We start from the raw sequence: 13,337 nt of genomic DNA on the forward strand, positions 1-13,337 counted from the left end.
TCAACCTCTTCCTTCTACAAAGTTTGCGTAGTTTTGTAAAATCTTCATGCCAATTTCACTGCTTTTTTCCGGGTGGAACTGCGTACCAAATACATTTTCCTTCCCTACAACTGCTGGAACGGCAACATCATATGAGCTTGTTGCTAGAAGCACATCTTGATCATCTGTCTTTACGTAATAAGAGTGCACGAAGTATACGTGGCCTTCTTCAATGCCCGCTAACAGAGGTGAGTTTACATGCATATGTAACGAGTTCCAACCCATATGAGGCACTTTATAAGCTTCACCTTCTGGCGTCACTCCAGGCAGCAGTTCAACACGTCCTTTTAAAAACCCAAGGCCCGTCGTCTTACCATTCTCATCACTTTCCTCAAACAAAAGCTGCATTCCTAAGCAGATTCCTAAAAGTGGCTTACCGCTTTCCACTTCTTCTTTTATAAAAGCTGTAAGATTGGTTTCATTCAGCTGTTCCATCGCATCTTTAAATGAGCCAACCCCAGGTAGAATATAGCCTTTTGCCTTACGCAGTTCGCTTGGCTCAGATGAAATAAAATAGTCATAGTCTAAACGTTCAAGCGCTTTGCTTACGCTATACAAATTCCCCATGCCATAGTCAATAATACCAATCATTTACAACATCCCCTTCGTTGATGGTACTCCTTTGACGCGAGGATCAACCGTTGTTGCTTCATCTAATGCTCTCGCCAAGGCTTTGAATACCGCTTCGATGATGTGGTGTGTATTTTGACCATAGTGAACGATAACATGAAGATTCATACGTGATTCAAGCGCAAATTTCCATAAAAATTCGTATACAAGCTCCGTATCAAAAGTACCCACACGTGATGCTGGAATATCGCCTTTAAATTCAAAATGAGGTCGATTACTTAAATCAACTACCACTTGTGCCAACGCATCATCCATTGGAACAAATGCATTGCCGTAGCGCTTAATGCCTTTCTTATCACCAAGCGCTTCTTTAAATGCATGCCCTAAGCAGATACCAATGTCTTCTGTTGTGTGGTGATCATCGATCTCAATGTCTCCAATAGCTTTTACATCTAAATTGAACTGACCGTGCTTCGTAAATAAATCAAGCATGTGGTTTAAAAACGGGACACCTGTGTCAATTCCCGCTTTTCCTTCTCCATCAATGGCTATTGCAAGTGAAATATCCGTCTCATTTGTTGTACGTTTGATGCTAGCTTCTCTCATCATGTAACCCTCTCTTTACTTTATTTTTTGAATCGTTCTTCAACTGCTCGAGCGTGTGCTTCTAATCCTTCTAGCCTTGCAAAAGCGGCAATTTTCGAACTATTAGCTTTAAGCGCCTGCTCGCTATATGAAATGATGCTTGATTTTTTTACAAATGAATCAACAGATAACGGACTTGAAAACTTGGCCGTTCCGTTCGTTGGTAATACATGGTTTGGGCCAGCAAAATAATCTCCTACTGGCTCTGAGCTATATCTACCTAAAAAAATAGCTCCAGCGTGACGAATTTTCCCGAGTATAGTCATCGGTTCATCCGTCATAATTTCAAGATGTTCTGGAGCCAATTTATTAACTACGTCAATCGCTTCTTCAAGCTCTTCTGTGACATAAATTGCACCATACTCTTGAATAGATGCTTCAGCAATCACTTTTCGAGGTAGCGTTTCAAGCTGTTTTTGAACCTCTTGTGCTACGGCTGCTGCTAGATTTAAAGACGCTGTTACCAAAACGCTAGATGCCAACTGGTCATGTTCTGCTTGTGATAACAGGTCAGCTGCCACTTCATTTGGTCTTGCTGTATCATCTGCTAATACAACGATTTCACTCGGTCCAGCAATCGAATCAATATCAACTAAGCCGTATACTTCTCTCTTTGCTAAGGCAACATAAATGTTTCCTGGACCCACAATTTTGTCGACCGCTTCAATTGTTTCTGTTCCATATGCCAATGCTCCGATCGCTTGTGCTCCTCCAACTTTATAAATCTCTTCCACACCTAGCTCAGTAGCTGCAACGAGAACACCAGCTGGTAACGAACCGTCTTTTTGCACAGGTGATACCATTACAATACGCTTAACGCCAGCTACCTGAGCAGGAATTACGTTCATCAACACGGATGATGGATACGCAGCTAAACCGCCTGGGACATAGACGCCAACTGCATCTAAAGGTGTCACCTTCTGCCCAAGGATCGTGCCATCTTCTTTTGTCACCATCCAAGATTGCGTAATCATGCGCTCATGGTAGTCACGGATATTAGCAGCAGCCTCGTTAATAATCTGAATAGTTTCATCATCGATGGCTTCATATGCGTTCTTCCGCTCTGCATCCGACACTTTCAGCGCTTTTAATAACACACCGTCAAACTTTTCCGTATATGAAAATAGGGCTTGATCTCCTTTATCCTTAACGTCTTGAAGAATGTTAAGCACCGCTTCACGCTGTGCTCCCGTGCCTTGATCAATCGTACGTTTTAAGCTAACGTCTTCCGTCACACGTGTAATCTTCATCAAATTCACCTCATTCATGATGCTTCGACAACTTTTGATAATCGGTTAACTAAATCATCAATGCGTTCATCTTTTAACCGGTAGCTAACTGGGTTTACAATTAATCGAGACGTAATATCACCGATATGCTCTAGTTCAACCAGACCATTTTCCTGTAGCGTTCTGCCCGTCGAAACGATATCAACAATACGATCTGCTAAGCCGATAAGCGGCGCTAACTCAATCGATCCATTTAGCTTAATAATTTCCACCTGTTCTCCTTGTTCTCGAAAATAAGTGGACGCGACGTTCGGATATTTTGTCGCTACTTTTTGCGCAATCTCTGATTTTTTCGTATTGGGAAGGCCCGCCACTGCAAGATGACATTTGCTAATCTGCAAATCTAATAGTTCATAGACATCTCTTTCTTCTTCAAGCATCACATCTTTTCCTGCAATACCTAAATCAGCTACGCCATACTCTACGTAAGTCGTTACGTCCATTGGCTTTGCTAAAATAAAGCGCATGTTTTCTTCTGGAATATCAACAATTAATTTACGCGAGTCATCAAACTCTGGAGGAAGCTGAAAGCCTGCTTGACGCAAAAGCTGAGCAGCTTCTTCAAATATTCTTCCTTTTGGCATCGCAATTGTTAGTAGTTCAGTCATTATTGTCCCCCCTTGCCACGTTTACCAATAAGAAACGATACTTCTTCAAGGCCAGCTGTAAATACGTCGACATCATCAACGCCTACAATATCTTGAACAACGACACGTTTACCTGCACGTCTTTGTTCAGCCGCAAGCGCTATTGCTTCTGATAACCGCTCCTGGCTATATAAAACGCCGTAAACAGGCACTTCTTCGTATGCTTCTTCATCTAGCGCTTCAATTAAACGGTCAAGCTGAATACCAAATCCAGTTGCCGGTGTTTTCGTTGAAAATTGTTCTAATAATTGATCGTAACGTCCACCGTTCCCAATATGAAAGCCTACGTGCTCAGCAAAGACTTCAAATAAAATGCCAGTGTAATAGCTCATGTGACTTACAAGGTTGAAGTCAATTTTAATTTCTTCCGTTACGCCATAAGCGTCCAGCATGTTCCAAAGGCTTTGAAGATCCTCAGCAAGCTTTTTACCTTCTTTATTTTCAACAAGCTCAATAGCTTCTTGGATTTTTTCTTCTCCACCACGTAAGTTTAAAAGCTGTAAAAGACGCTGTTTATCAATGGAGGAAAGGTTTAAGCTCTTCACGTGATTACGATAACCAACATAATTTTTCTCATATAAAAAGCGGCGTAAAACATTGGCACGCTCTTCGTTTCCGACAATCTCTAAGAACAATGAGTTAACGAATCCAATGTGGCCAATGGCTACTTTAAATGATTTTAGCCCAGCACGCTTTAATGCACTAATCATCAACGCAATCACTTCTGCATCGCTGCTCATTGTTGCATCACCAATTAACTCAACACCAATTTGCTCAAACTCAGCCGGTCGACCACCTTCACGCTGCTGAGCTCGAAAGACATTCGCTTCATACGCAAGGCGAAGCGGTGAGTTATTTAAAAGTTTTGATGCTGCCACGCGCGCAAAAGGCGTCGTCATATCAGGTCGTAAAACAAGCGTATGACCTTCTTTATCTAATAATTTAAATAATTGTTGATCTAAAATGGCCGATGCGCTTCCAACCGTTTCAAAGTATTCAAGAGTAGGAGTAGCCATATATTGATAGCCCCAGCTACTAATTTCTTCTGCTAACTGATTTCGAACTTGCTTTTTCTTTTCAAAAAGAGATGGTAATGTATCCCGCATACCTAAAGGTTTTTCAAACATAAACAGCTTTGACATTATGACACTTCCTTTTCTCAACTTGGTTGCATCTATTTCTATATAAACAACTAATTTTCATCATAGAAGACCACTTTTCACTTTATCACACTAATGTATTAGCGAAATAACAAATTAAAGTTATTAGTAGTTTACACCCCTTATAGGTAATCGTCAACTCATATAGCGCTATTTTCTTACAAAAAAAGCCACTCCTTATTGATAGGTCGTGGCTGATTCGTTTTCTTCTGTGCGCTTTTGCATTTCTTCTTTTGTATAAATGACCCTCATTGGATTTCCTCCAACAAAAGAGCCAGGCTCTATGTTTCTATGTACGACTGTTCCCGCAGCAACAATTGCTCCGTTACCAATCACTACTCCAGGTAAGATTGTACTATTAGCTCCAATCATTACCTCATCACCAATGATTACATCTCCAAGTCGATATTCTTTAATTAAATATTCATGGGCGAGAATCGTTGTGTTATATCCAATTACCGAGTTTTTTCCAACCGTTATCTTCTCTGGAAACATAATATCAAGCATAACCATCAGTCCAAAAGAAGTTTGAGGCCCTACCTCCATCTGTAAGAACGTCCGGTAAAGCCAGTTTTTAAATGATAAAAAAGGAGAATAGCGAGCAAGCTGAATGACAATAAAGTTACGCATTACCTTCCAAAATGGAACGGTTTTATAGACGTGCCAGAGCGAGTTAGGTCCTTCGACAGGAAATCGCTTCGTCTTTCTCACTGCTCTTTTCCTCCAAGCCATGGAATCAAGTCTTTCATCTCTTCTAAGATAACATCTGGCTCATAAGAAGCAATGTGTTCTCTTCCTTTTGCACTCCAAGCCACACCAGCTGTTTTCGTACCTGCATTTTTACCAGATAGGATGTCATGATGGTTATCTCCTACCATAACAGCTTCTTCTGGCTGTGCATTTAAAAGTACTAATGCTTTTTCGACTGGCTCTGGGTGAGGTTTTGCATGCTGCACGTCGTCAATTGCAACAATTACATCAAAAAATTGATCCAACTTCGTAAGTTTTAGCCCCAGCATGACCGTATTAATCTGCTTTGTTGTAACGATAGCCAACTTATACTTCTGATCATGTAACCATTTCACCGTTTCAAATACGCCTGCAAACTCTGTTACAAGTTCATCATGATGACTTAAGTTATGAGTACGGTACGTGTCAATCATTTCGTGTACTCGCTCTTTATCCATCTGTACAAAAGTGTCATAAAGAGGTGGCCCCATAAATGCCAAGACATCTTCACGTTTATATTGCTCGGGATAATAATGATTTAATGTGTGCATAAAAGATGAAATAATTAATTCATTTGTATCAATTAGCGTTCCATCTAAATCAAATAGAACGGTGTTAATGCTCATATGAAACTTCCTTTCTATGCCTTACTTCATTTTCTTTCCACATCCGTGAAATCACAATGGTTAACACAAGTGCAACAACTACCCGAATAATGAGCAGCGGCAGTACAGGAATACCTAGCGGAATAAAAATTAACGTATCTTCTACTACAGCATGACAAGCGACTAAAAAGATGAACGCAAGCGTTGCGTCACGCTTACTAACTCCCTCTTCTTGTACAGCTTGAATCATGACGCCAGCTCCATATGCCAACCCTAGTAAGAGACCTGTCACAAGCGTTGTAGACGTATTTTCTTTCATCCCTAATAAGCGTGTAAACGGACCAAGCATTGAGGAAAGCTTATCGAGCCACCCAATATCTTTCAGGATTTGAATTCCCACCATAACTGGAATAACAATAAGAGCCAGCTGTAGAATTCCAAAACCTGCTTTTTCAATCGATTGCCAGATGATTGCTCCCCATCCGCTTACTTCCTCGTGCTTCGTTGCTAAAAAACCGTACTGTGCCTGTTCGCCTCCGCCATTCCATACTAAGTTAATGATAATGGCTGAGATCACAGCGAGCCCGATACGAACCGATAAAATAACCCATAGCTTCACACCAACTTTTAAAGCTACGCTCGTTTCAATTAATAAATTATGAGAGAAAGACAGCATAACGGCTAGAATAAATACTTCTTTCACCGTTAAATCCAGTGATAAAATCCCTGCAATTCCCGCATATAAATTTAACAAGTTCCCCAGCACAAGTGGAATGGCTGCATCTCCCGATAGCCCAAATAACTTCATTAAAGGTGAAATTAACGTAGCAAACCAATCCAGCACTGGCGTGTATTGAAGGAGTGAAACAATTAGCGTTACTGGAAAAATGACTTTTCCTAGTGTCAGCGTTGTTTTGAGTCCTCCCATAATCCCCTTTTGTATCGACCTAAGCATTTCCTCACCCCTGTTTCTTTTTACTTGTTTCCAAATACGTTTCCTTATTTGTTTTTCGACGAATAGCAATAATAATGACTGCTACCGCAATTAAGACAAGCGAAATGACTTGTGCGATGCGCAGCGTATCCGTCAACATCAAGCTGTCTGTACGCATTCCTTCAATAAAGTATCGCCCAATTGAATACCAAATAACGTACGTTAAGAACAGTTCACCTCTACGCAAATTGACGCGTCTTAGCGCAATTAACAGAGCAAATCCGGCTAAATTCCAAAGCGATTCATATAAAAACGTAGGGTGGTAATATGTACCGTTAATATACATTTGATTAATAATAAATTCTGGCAGGTGCAAACCTTCTAGAAAAGCACGTGATACTTCTCCACCGTGCGCTTCCTGATTCATAAAATTCCCCCAGCGTCCGATTGCCTGACCAAGAATAATACTCGGTGCCGCAATGTCCGCTAGTTTCCAAAATGAAATCTTTTTCACACGTGAAAAAACAATCCCAGTTAAAATTGCTCCAATCAATCCACCATGAATAGCAATTCCACCGTTCCAGATTTGAGGTATCTCATTCAAATGCTGTGAGTAATAATCCCATTCAAACGCAACATAGTATATGCGCGCACAAATAATAGCAATTGGTACTGCAAATAGCACTAAATCGATAAACGTGTCTTTAGGCAACCCACGCTTCGTGCTTTCTTTTGTAGCAATATACAGAGCAAGCAGCACACCGGCTCCAATAATGACGCCATACCAATAGATTGTCAGTGGGCCTAGCTCTAAAAACACACGATCAAGCGGCTGAATATTTGCTTCCATCAAACCACCCTTTCTTAAATATCTTCTCTGTCACCGTCTTCAATTACATCCGTTAAGCGATTTGAGAACTGCTCAGCTGCATTAATTCCCATGCGTTTCAAGCGGAAGTTCATTGCGGCTACCTCAATAATAACAGCTAAGTTACGCCCTGGACGAACAGGTAACGTGATTTTTGTCACATCGGTGTCAATAATCTTCATTTTATCTTCTTCAAGGCCTAAACGATCATAATGTTTATTTTGGTCCCATGTCTCAAGCTGAATAACTAATGAAATACGCTTATAGCTACGTACTGAACCTGCACCAAATAGCGTCATCACGTTAATAATACCAAGGCCGCGAATTTCAAGTAAGTGTTCAATTAACCCCGGAGCATTACCGACCAGCGTATCTTGATCTTCTTGACGAATTTCTACACAGTCATCCGCTACTAGACGATGTCCACGTTTCACAAGTTCAAGCGCGGTTTCACTTTTACCAACGCCACTTTTCCCCATGATTAAGACACCGATTCCATAAATATCTACAAGCACTCCGTGAAGAGCTGTAGACGGTGCTAAACGACTTTCTAAAAAGTTCGTTAAATGACTTGAAAGTCTTGTCGTTTTAGAAGGCGATCGTAGTACAGGAACTGCTTCGCGTTCAGAAGCTTCAATCAATTCTTTCGGCACAGACATATCACGGGAAATAATAATGGCTGGCGTAATATCTGTACACATTTTTTCCATTCGGACTTTCTTTTCTTCATCATCTAAACGATCAAAAAATGATAATTCCGTTTTCCCTAATAGCTGTATGCGCTCTGCTGGATAATATGTAAAATAACCGGCCATTTCAATCCCTGGACGTGAAATATCACTTGTTGCAATCGGACGGTCAATTCCTTCTTCTCCACTGATTAACTCTAAATTAAACTTTTCAATTAAATCTTTAGTACGAACTGTTACCACCTGAAATCCTCCTTTAGTTTAAAACCATGTACCCATTAGCTTTTTGTCTATGATAGTATTTACCATTAAAGGTTCACTCTATTTTATCATTAAAAGCAAGAGAAGAGAAAATAAAGTAGCGCTAGCTTCGTTGAAGCTAGCGCTACTTTATTTGGATCGCAACGGATCAATAATAACCTTTTGAATCAATAGGTTCAGAATAGACATAACAATAGCAGCTAAAATAGCTGTACCAAATCCATCAATAACAAACGAATCACCCATAATACCTTGCGTAATCATTAACGTCGCTGCGTTTATGACGAATAAAAACAGTCCAAGTGTTAGAAATGTCACTGGTAACGTCAAAAGAATTAAAATGGGTTTCACGATAATATTTAAAATGGATAAAATGATGCTGGCAATAATTGCAGCACCAATCGACGATAGTTGAAATGCATCGATATAACCTGCAATTACTACAAGTACAAGAGCATTAATTAAAATGCTAATAATCCCTCTCACAAGCATGCTTATTAGGCTCCTTCTTCATTTGGCAATACAAAGATTAAAATGAAGTAGATAACTACCAGTGGTGTTCCAATAACGAATAGAACGCTCAATGCAAAAATCAGTCGAAGAATCGTAGCACTAATCCCTGTATACTCAGAAATTCCGCCGATAATTCCAGCTAATTTTCTATTTCTGCGTGATCTATATAACTTTTTCATTTATCAATCTTCTCCTTTTCCTAATCATTCTGATTACAAAAGGCTTCTTTATATGCCAACGTTTTACTTAATTGTGATTGAACCAGCTTTAGACTCTGCTAATAATTTATACGATTTAGCTGTTTCAAGATATGCTCGGAAGCGCATCTGCTTCATGACCGTCTCTTTTTTCTCTTCAATTACCTCCATTTGAGGTAAGTTACATACGAATTTACCTAGATTTGATTTCAAATCTCCTTCGATGCCAAGATGAGACGGCGTATAAAGCTCGATATGTCCCGTAGTCGTTTTTAAAAATGCTAACTCAACACGCTCTCCTTTCAGGTACCCTTCAATATCTCCATTAAAAGTTTGCGCATCGATTTTTTTATAATCCCCATCAAATTTTATAGAGCCGTTAATCGTCTCCATCTCACATTTTGATGAGAAAACGCGTGAGAGCTCAATGTGACCATTAGATGTTTCCGCTTCAAGCTGTCCACTATTCACTTCATAAAAGCGAATTAAACCGTTGGCTGTTTTGGCCTTTAATTCTCTTACATTTAATCTTTCCCCTTCAATAGGTCCATTAAACACACGTACATTCACTCTCTCATACTCGGTTTCAGGTATATAAACAGTCGCCTTCACCTTCATATGTTTTTTTTGCACATTAAATTTTAGCTTCCCGTTCTCAATTGAAAATAAGACATCTTTTAAAAACGCTTGTCGCGCTTGCTCTTGCCCCTCTACCTTATAAACATCTGATTCGCACTCGATTCGCACATCCGGACTTCCCCATGGTTTTACCTTCACACTTCCGTTTGCAATATCGATATCAATTGCCTGAATATAAGCTTCTGTTTGTTGGAAAATATGCTGAACTTTAACCGAGGGACCAAAGTTAAAGTCTAAATCAACGTCCTTTACTTTTTTGACTGTCTGATCGACAAAGCTAAATAGCTTTTCTTTAAAGGATGCAGACGAAGGTTTAAAAGTGGAAGAACTGCTGCTCGATTTACCAACATAAGGCGTCAACTCCGATGATGCATTCACTTTTACAGTTGGCTCAGGGTTTGCTTCAAGTGAATTTAAAAGCGTTAATGCTTCATCTACCGTCAACTTCCCCTCTTCTACCATCTGTAAAATCTGCTTGCGCTTTTCTAGCATGTGACTCTCCCCTTTTGGTTTATAATTTCATCTATCTTAGCTCGTTATTTCATACTTTCACTGCCTTTTTATTAAAGAAAAAGCAGGCTATTATGTAATACGGTTTATGCTACAAAAAGTTTCAATATACATAAAATAGAAAAAAGCGCTACCTTTAGCGCCTTTTTTTCTATTTTATGCTTTGCCAACTGTTTGAACTTCCTTTATCTTCTCATCCATACGCTTTCGATCACGTTCTAAAATTGGCTTTAAATACTTACCTGTATAGGAACCTTTCACTTCAGCGACTTCTTCTGGTGTACCTGTACCAACAATTTGACCACCTTGATCTCCGCCTTCAGGTCCTAAATCAATTAAATAATCTGCTGCTTTAATAATATCAAGATTGTGTTCAATAACGAGAACCGTGTCACCATTTTCAACGAGTCGTTGCAATACTTTTAGAAGTCGTGCAATATCGTCAATATGCAGACCTGTTGTTGGCTCATCTAAAATGTAAAGCGTTCGGCCCGTTGATCGGCGATGCAGCTCAGAAGCTAGCTTTACACGCTGCGCTTCCCCTCCTGATAGGGTTGTAGCAGGCTGCCCAAGCGTAATATATCCAAGTCCTACGTCATAGATTGTTTGTAGCTTACGCTTGATTTTCGGTATGTTTTCAAAGAAATGCAGAGCATCCTCGACCGTCATATCCAGCACGTCTGAAATATTATGGTCTTTATATTTAACTTCTAACGTTTCGCGGTTGTAGCGCTTGCCATGACATACTTCACAAGGTACATATACGTCCGGCAAAAAGTGCATTTCAATTTTAATGATTCCGTCTCCACGACACGCTTCACAGCGACCTCCCTTTACGTTAAAGCTAAAACGACCTTTTTTATAACCACGTACTTTTGCTTCGTTCGTTTGGGCAAATACGTCACGAATATCATCAAAAACACCCGTATACGTAGCTGGATTAGAGCGTGGTGTACGTCCAATTGGAGATTGATCAATATCAATCACTTTATCTAAGTGCTCAATTCCTTTGATTTCTTTATGCTCTCCAGCCCTACTTTTGGCTTTATGAAGCTTTTGAGCAAGCGTTTTGTGTAAAATATCATTTACCAGCGTACTTTTCCCTGAACCTGATACGCCTGTTACTGCTGTAAACGTTCCAAGTGGAATACTTACCTTCACATTTTTTAAATTGTTTTCTTTTGCACCTACAATGTCAATCATTCGGCTCTTATCAATTGCGCGGCGCTCTGTTGGCAGCGGAATAAAACGCTCTCCCGATAGATACTGACCTGTTAATGAATTTGGATCTGCCATCACTTCTTTTGGTGTTCCCTGTGACACAACCGCTCCTCCATGCACACCGGCACCAGGACCAATATCAATTAAATAATCGGCAGCAAGCATCGTATCTTCATCGTGCTCAACAACAATTAATGTATTCCCAATGTCTCTCATATCTTGCATCGTTCGAATAAGGCGATCATTATCACGCTGATGGAGACCAATGGACGGTTCATCTAAAATGTAAAGAACCCCTGTTAAACGTGAGCCAATTTGCGTTGCTAGTCGAATACGCTGTGCTTCTCCACCAGATAACGTTCCAGCTGAACGATTAATTGTGAGGTAATCTAAGCCGACATTCACTAAGAAACTGAGGCGTTCTTTAATTTCTCTTAAAATCATGTCTGCAATTTTCATTTCTTTATCAGAAAGCTGCAGGCTGCTAAAGAAATTGTACGCTTCTTGTACAGAAAAACGCGTCACGTTACCGATATGCTTAGAATCAATTAAAACAGCAAGCGCTTCTTTCTTTAAGCGGTGGCCCTTACACGTTGGACAAGGCTGTTCGGCCATATATTTTTCCATTTGCTCACGAATATAATCAGAGCTGGTCTCATGATAACGACGCTCTACGTTTGGAATTACACCTTCGAACAAGATTTCATTTTCACGCACTTGTCCAAAGTCATTTTCATAGCGGAAGTATATTTTTTCGCCATCGCTTCCATGCAAGATTTTATCTAATAAATGCTTAGGTAAGTCTTTTACCGGCACGTCCATATCGATGCTATAATGAGCGCAAACTGCTTCTAGCATTTGCGGATAGTACTGAGAACTTGTTGGAGCCCATGGAGCAATAGCATTTTCTCGTAATGTTAACGTATCATCCGGAATCACCAGTTCATGGTCAACTTTAAGCTTCATTCCTAGTCCATCACATGCTGTACAAGCACCATAAGGACTGTTGAATGAAAACATTCTCGGTTCAAGCTCTCCAATTGAAAAACCACATTTTGGACATGCATGATGCTCACTAAATAAAAGCTCTTCTTCACCAATGATGTCGATAATAACCTTTCCATCACCGAGTTTTAGAGCCGTTTCTAGGGAGTCAGATAAACGAGACTGTACGCCTTCTTTTACCACGATTCGATCGATAACCACTTCAATCGAATGTTTTTTATTTTTGTCTAGCTCAATTTCCTCTGTTACTTCGCGCATTTCTCCATCTACGCGCACACGCACGTATCCTTGCTTTTTAATATCTTCTAAGGCTTTTACATGCGCACCTTTTCGCCCAGACACAACGGGAGCCAGCACTTGTAATTTTGTACGCTCTTTGTACTCTAAAATACGGTCCACCATCTGCTCAATGGTCTGAGATGTAATTTCAATCCCGTGGTTTGGACAAGTCGGTCTCCCTACACGCGCAAACAGCAAGCGTAAATAATCATAAATTTCCGTAACGGTTCCTACAGTTGAACGAGGGTTGCGGCTCGTTGTTTTTTGATCGATTGAGATAGCCGGGGACAAACCTTCAATGGAATCCACGTCCGGCTTGTCCATCTGACCAAGGAACTGCCGAGCATACGCTGATAATGACTCCACGTAACGTCTCTGACCTTCTGCATAAATCGTATCAAAAGCAAGCGATGATTTACCAGAACCTGATAAGCCCGTTAGTACGACCAGCTTATCACGTGGAATTTCAATATCGATATTTTTTAAATTATGAGCGCGCGCTCCCTTTATTACGATTTTCTCCATGGCCATCTTGCT

Annotated in this window: 14 protein-coding genes; all 14 read right to left on the reverse strand. The window is 40.3% G+C overall.

The annotated features are described in order from the left end of the window. The 14 genes from hisH to uvrA all read right to left on the reverse strand — a co-directional run bounded on the left by hisH (position 1) and on the right by uvrA (position 13,331). The gene (gene hisH, locus LZP85_RS18020) at positions 1-630 is read right to left on the reverse strand and encodes an imidazole glycerol phosphate synthase subunit HisH (protein WP_025907432.1); all 630 of its coding nucleotides are present in this window, start codon (positions 628-630) and stop codon (positions 1-3) included. Then, entirely contained in the window at positions 631-1,218 is a 588-nt protein-coding gene (hisB, locus tag LZP85_RS18025) for an imidazoleglycerol-phosphate dehydratase HisB (RefSeq protein WP_025907430.1), read from the reverse strand. It lies immediately after the preceding gene. Positions 1,219-1,235: 17 nt separating this feature from the next. Beyond that, positions 1,236-2,504, reverse strand: coding sequence for a histidinol dehydrogenase (hisD, locus tag LZP85_RS18030; protein WP_119542623.1), 1,269 nt, complete (start codon positions 2,502-2,504; stop codon positions 1,236-1,238). Positions 2,505-2,518: 14 nt separating this feature from the next. Then, complete coding sequence (gene hisG / locus LZP85_RS18035; protein WP_119542624.1) at positions 2,519-3,151, reverse strand: ATP phosphoribosyltransferase; 633 nt, start codon at positions 3,149-3,151, stop codon at positions 2,519-2,521. Further along, on the reverse strand, positions 3,151-4,332 hold the full coding sequence (locus LZP85_RS18040) for an ATP phosphoribosyltransferase regulatory subunit (protein ID WP_025907424.1): 1,182 nt from the start codon (positions 4,330-4,332) through the stop codon (positions 3,151-3,153). Before LZP85_RS18040 ends, hisG begins: the two co-directional genes overlap by 1 nt. A 195-nt stretch (positions 4,333-4,527) precedes the next feature. Further along, on the reverse strand, positions 4,528-5,061 hold the full coding sequence (locus LZP85_RS18045) for an acyltransferase (RefSeq protein WP_025907423.1): 534 nt from the start codon (positions 5,059-5,061) through the stop codon (positions 4,528-4,530). Continuing rightward, positions 5,058-5,705, reverse strand: a complete 648-nt coding sequence (ppaX, locus tag LZP85_RS18050) for a pyrophosphatase PpaX (protein ID WP_025907421.1) — start codon at positions 5,703-5,705, stop codon at positions 5,058-5,060. The genes LZP85_RS18045 and ppaX overlap by 4 nt, the downstream gene beginning before the upstream one ends. Further along, entirely contained in the window at positions 5,695-6,639 is a 945-nt protein-coding gene (locus tag LZP85_RS18055; protein ID WP_025907418.1) for a nucleoside recognition domain-containing protein, read from the reverse strand. The genes ppaX and LZP85_RS18055 overlap by 11 nt, the downstream gene beginning before the upstream one ends. Positions 6,640-6,643: 4 nt before the next feature. Then, positions 6,644-7,468 carry a prolipoprotein diacylglyceryl transferase gene (gene lgt, locus LZP85_RS18060; RefSeq protein ID WP_025907417.1) on the reverse strand — a complete coding sequence of 275 codons (825 nt, stop codon included), beginning with the start codon at positions 7,466-7,468 and terminating at the stop codon, positions 6,644-6,646. Between the two features lie 14 nt (positions 7,469-7,482). After that, positions 7,483-8,418: an HPr(Ser) kinase/phosphatase gene (hprK, locus tag LZP85_RS18065; RefSeq protein ID WP_119542626.1), complete on the reverse strand. Its 936-nt coding sequence runs from the start codon at positions 8,416-8,418 to the stop codon at positions 7,483-7,485. A gap of 147 nt (positions 8,419-8,565) precedes the next feature. Further along, positions 8,566-8,928, reverse strand: a complete 363-nt coding sequence (locus LZP85_RS18070; RefSeq protein ID WP_025907413.1) for a phage holin family protein — start codon at positions 8,926-8,928, stop codon at positions 8,566-8,568. Between the two features lie 5 nt (positions 8,929-8,933). Next, positions 8,934-9,128 carry a PspC domain-containing protein gene (locus LZP85_RS18075; protein WP_025907411.1) on the reverse strand — a complete coding sequence of 65 codons (195 nt, stop codon included), beginning with the start codon at positions 9,126-9,128 and terminating at the stop codon, positions 8,934-8,936. A 63-nt stretch (positions 9,129-9,191) separates the two neighbouring features. Continuing rightward, positions 9,192-10,277 (reverse strand): DUF4097 family beta strand repeat-containing protein, encoded by a 1,086-nt coding sequence (locus LZP85_RS18080; protein ID WP_025907409.1) that lies wholly within the window; start codon positions 10,275-10,277, stop codon positions 9,192-9,194. Positions 10,278-10,451: 174 nt separating this feature from the next. Further along, complete coding sequence (uvrA, locus tag LZP85_RS18085) at positions 10,452-13,331, reverse strand: excinuclease ABC subunit UvrA (protein ID WP_234561837.1); 2,880 nt, start codon at positions 13,329-13,331, stop codon at positions 10,452-10,454. Between the last annotated feature and the right edge of the window lie 6 nt (positions 13,332-13,337).

Origin of the sequence: Priestia flexa (assembly GCF_021441905.1) — a bacterium.
Taxonomy (GTDB): Bacteria; Bacillota; Bacilli; order Bacillales; family Bacillaceae_H; genus Priestia; species Priestia flexa.